This is a genomic window from Actibacterium sp. 188UL27-1 (assembly GCF_016901225.1).
Taxonomy (GTDB): Bacteria; Pseudomonadota; Alphaproteobacteria; order Rhodobacterales; family Rhodobacteraceae; genus 188UL27-1.
Genome location: NZ_JAFEUL010000027.1, coordinates 37,501 through 42,171, shown reverse-complemented (window position 1 = coordinate 42,171; position 4,671 = coordinate 37,501). Strand labels below are relative to the sequence as shown.

The following is a 4,671-nucleotide window of genomic DNA, read 5'->3' as shown; positions in this document are numbered from 1 at the left end:
ACCACCGTCCGCACACAAGCCTCGCTGGTATGACGCCAGCCGAATATGCTAACCGGTCAAAGGAAGACCAAAACCTGAACAGAGCTAACCTAAATTAGCGGACTCTAAGGGGAGCAGGTCACGCGCTTGAACTTTGTGGGCCAAAGTCGACGACTATCTTTTCCGATAAGGATGGAGCAGCCGAAAGCATGAAAGACATTTTGGATTTTCTGATCACTTGCTAGTTTACCCAGATTTTGAGAGTTCATGATGACTGTATCCTTTTGGATGCCTCATAAAATGCCAGAAGCGAGCTGATCAGGGGTAATTTAGGGGCTCAGATGCAACGCTTACAAAGATTTCATCTTTATCAGCGACACACTGATTACCTGATGACTGGCATCGACGGGACAGCCCCGCCCCGCCAGCGCAACGGCGGGGCCGCTTGTTACGGTCTACGCGGCGAGTGCACCTGCCTGCCTTTGATGCAATGCACGGTACAGGCCATTTTTTCGGGTCAGCAATTCCTCAGGCATACCATCCTCGACAATGCGGCCCTTATCAAAGACCAGTAGTCGATCCAGCTTAGCGACCGTGGCCAGACGGTGGGCGATGATCAATGTCGTGCGCCCTTCCATTAGACGTTCGGCTGCGGCGGCGACCTTTGCCTCTGCTTCGGAATCTAGGCTCGACGTCGCCTCATCCATGACGAGGACCGGCGCATCCGACAGGAACGCGCGGGCAATGGCGATCCGTTGACGCTCTCCGCCAGACAGTTTGACCCCACGTTCGCCGACCAATGTGCCGTAGCCCTTGGGCATCGCGTCAATGAACTCCGCAGCTCCGGCCCGATCCGCCGCTGTACGCACGGCATCCATACCAGCGCCGGGACGGGCATAGGCGATGTTGTCCGCCAAGCTGCGATGAAACAGAATTGGTTCCTGCGCGACCACCGCCAAGGACTGGCGCAGATCAGATAGCGGCAATGACGCGATGTTCACACCATCAAGCTCAATCTGCCCTGCCGTCACTTCATGCAATCGCTGCAACAGTTTCACAAAGGTCGTCTTGCCAGATCCCGACCGCCCCACCAGACCAACCCGCTGACCCGCGGAGATCGACAGGTTCAAATCGGTAAAAAGCGGTGTTTTCGCACCAGAATAGCCATAGCTAACGTTGCGGAACACAATGGTTCCAGTCCGTTCAGCAGGCAGTTTCACGGTGGGGGGCTGCGCCACAAGCTCTTCAGGTGCGGCCTGCATCAGGTCAACCAACTCTTCCATATCATTGATGGCCCGCTGAAGTGCGCGGATCTCTTGCCCGATAGATCGTAAGTACCCCTGGAGGGTCGCGAATGCCGTAACGGCAAAGGCAACCTCCCCCGGCCCGGCAAGTCCGCGAGACCAAGCCAGAACAGCACCACCCAGCACAATAACTCGCAATATCCAGAGGATGGCGTCCTGAACCAGACCAGATACTGTGCCGCGCCGCCAAGTGCGGTTCGTGCGATGGGCCCATTTCGAAACGACACGGGCCAGACGCTCCTCTTCGCGCGCCTCAGCCGCATGTGCCTTGACCACCGCGTTTGATGTGATTGCATCGGCGATTGCGCCGCTCATCCGGCTATCCTGTGCATTGGATAAGCTGGCAGCGGGAGCAACCCAACGGGCTGATAACATGACTGAGACTGCGATGAACAATGCACTTCCCAGAAAAGCGATAACCCCTAGCTCCGGCCGGAAGAACGCCAAGGTGGCCGCAGTACCGACCAGTGCCAAAAAGGCGGGCAACAGGGCAAGAAATATCATATCGCCCATATCGTCCATGGCCCAAGCACCTCGGGTGACCTTTCGGACCGTTGAACCGCCAAAGTTGTTGGCGTGCCATGCGGTGGGCAAACGTTGAATCCGTGCAAACCCGTCCATCACGAGGTTGCGCATGGAGAGCAGCGTCATTTCTATGATAACGAAATAAGCCACGACCTTTGCGGCAACAGATAGGGCTGCCAACACCAACATTATGGCCAATGCAGTCCAGGCGGTGGCGGAGTCACGGTCTGGGCTGGCAATGGTATCAACCAAAACCCCGGTCGCTACGGGGAAACCAACATCAGCGGCGGTCGACAAGAGAACCAATAAGATCAGCGCGGCAACGCGCCAGGGCTGCTGCCGCCAGCGGTTCCACGTGAATGATAGGATGCGACGGGGCGCATCTTGTTTAGCTTTGCGGATCATGAAAGCACCATGGACGGGCCGACAATCGACACTGTGTCCTTGCAAATGTGAATTTGGCGACTGAATCGCGCCTAGATTCAAATCTTCCGCCTATTGAGACGGAGATTTTTCCTCAGTTCGAAACGTGTCGAGCTCGGTCGAATTTGTTTCGTAGGAAGGCGAACACTATGGTAAAATTCATCATCGTAGCCCTCCTCGAATTTTACGTACTGCGATTAACTGTAACTTATCAGATCGGTTTCGGTCAATCGTAGACCAAACCCATCGGCAAAAATCTCGCAATAACACATGATAAAATACGCTTCTCGCTCAGTTGGAACATACAACGCAGAACAAAACGAGGTACGGAGCAGTTGCTCTTAACTCGATTTAATATCGGCATGATATGCTGAATGCATCGTTAGAGAGATACGCTTCCAAGGGGTTTACTAGGTTTGGCGATGACCTACTCTCCCACGTCTTAAGACGCAGTACCATCGGCGCTACGGTGCTTAACTGCCGGGTTCGGGATGGAGCCGGGTGTTTCACTCGCGCTATGATCACCAAACCAAATAAACCCCTTGGGGATGTTCCAAGCTTTATACACATGGTGTGTATGCTTTCGATCAGCAGTGCCAACCTGGCTTCTACTGGATCAAATCAAGCCTATCGGGCAATTAGTACCGGTCAACTGAACGCATTACTGCGCTTACATCTCCGGCCTATCGACGTGGTGGTCTACCACGGCCCTCAGGGATACCTTGTTTCGAGGGGGGCTTCCCGCTTAGATGCCTTCAGCGGTTATCCTTTCCGATCATAGCTACCCTGCACTGCTGCTGGCGCAACAACAGGTCCACCAGTGGATCGTTCACCCCGGTCCTCTCGTACTAGGGGCAACTCCTCTCAAGTATCCTACACCCACGGCAGATAGGGACCGAACTGTCTCACGACGTTCTAAACCCAGCTCACGTACCTCTTTAAACGGCGAACAGCCGTACCCTTGGGACCTGCTCCAGCCCCAGGATGAGATGAGCCGACATCGAGGTGCCAAACGGTGCCGTCGATATGGACTCTTGGGCACCATCAGCCTGTTATCCCCGGCGTACCTTTTATCCGTTGAGCGATGGCCCTTCCACTCGGGACCACCGGATCACTATGGCCGTCTTTCGACTCTGCTCGACTTGTCAGTCTCGCAGTCAGGCTGGCTTCTGCCATTGCACTCAACGAGCGATGTCCGACCGCTCTGAGCCAACCTTCGCGCGCCTCCGTTACGCTTTAGGAGGCGACCGCCCCAGTCAAACTACCCGCCACACAGGGTCCCGGATCCGGATAACGGACCGCGGTTAGACATCAAGCAGAGCAAGGGTGGTATCTCAAGGGTGGCTCCACAGAGACTAGCGTCTCTGCTTCAAAGCCCACCACCTATCCTGCACATGCTCGGCCTAATGCCAATGTGAAGCTGTAGTAAAGGTGCACGGGGTCTTTCCGTCTAACCGCGGGAAGCCTGCATCTTGACAGGCAATTCAATTTCGCTGAGTCGATGTTGGAGACAGCGGGGAAGTCGTTACGCCATTCGTGCAGGTCGGAACTTACCCGACAAGGAATTTCGCTACCTTAGGACCGTTATAGTTACGGCCGCCGTTTACCTGGGCTTCAATTCGGAGCTCTCACCCCTCCTTTTAACCTTCAGGCACCGGGCAGGCGTCAGACCCTATACGTCGTCTTGCGACTTCGCAGAGCCCTGTGTTTTTAGTAAACAGTCGCCACCCCCTGGTTTGTGCCCCCAGCTTCCAGTTGCCTAGAAACCGGGCCTCCTTCTCGCGAACTTACGGAGGTATTTTGCCGAGTTCCTTCAACATCGTTCTCTCAAGCGCCTTGGTATGCTCTACCAGTCCACCTGTGTCGGTTTAGGGTACGGTCTGATGGAGGGCTATTTCCAGGAACCAATTAGCGGCTCGCCCAATCCGATAAGGGCGAACAACCGTCATGATCCGTCACATCCTCCTGGCCCACGAATATTAACGTGGTTCCCATCGCCTACGGCTTTCGCCCTCGGCTTAGGGGCCGGCTTACCCTGCTCAGATTAGCTTTAAGCAGGAACCCTTGGACTTTCGGCGAGAGTGTCTCTCACACTCTTTGTCGCTACTCATGTCATCATTCTCGCTAGTGATCTCTCCACCGGATCGCTCACGCGCCGGCTTCACAGAAAACTCCGAGCCTCCGATACACCTCTAGAGGTGCAGAAGAGGCGTGGAATTATTTCACACTACGCTCTGCTACCATGCCTTACGGCATCCTAAGCTTCGGCTCATGGCTTGAGCCCCGATACATCTTCGCCGCAGGACAACTTATCTAGACCAGTGAGCTGTTACGCTATCTTTAAAGGATGGCTGCTTCTAAGCCAACCTCCTGGTTGTTTTGGTCGTCCCACCTGCTTTCCCACTTAGCCATGAATTAGGGGCCTTAGCTGTAGGTTAGG

The 4,671-nt window shown here is 54.9% G+C and carries 1 protein-coding gene and 2 rRNA genes (1 of these 3 only partly in view); all 3 read right to left on the bottom strand.

The features are described from left to right. Positions 1 to 434: 434 nt before the first annotated feature. Positions 435 to 2,213 (bottom strand): ABC transporter ATP-binding protein, encoded by a 1,779-nt coding sequence (locus IU397_RS21605; RefSeq protein ID WP_204417579.1) that lies wholly within the window; start codon positions 2,211 to 2,213, stop codon positions 435 to 437. 432 nt (positions 2,214 to 2,645) lie between these two features. Further along, positions 2,646 to 2,760, bottom strand: a 5S ribosomal RNA gene (gene rrf / locus IU397_RS21600). A gap of 88 nt (positions 2,761 to 2,848) precedes the next feature. Next, positions 2,849 to 4,671, bottom strand: a 23S ribosomal RNA gene (locus IU397_RS21595); it runs 1,004 nt beyond the window's last position.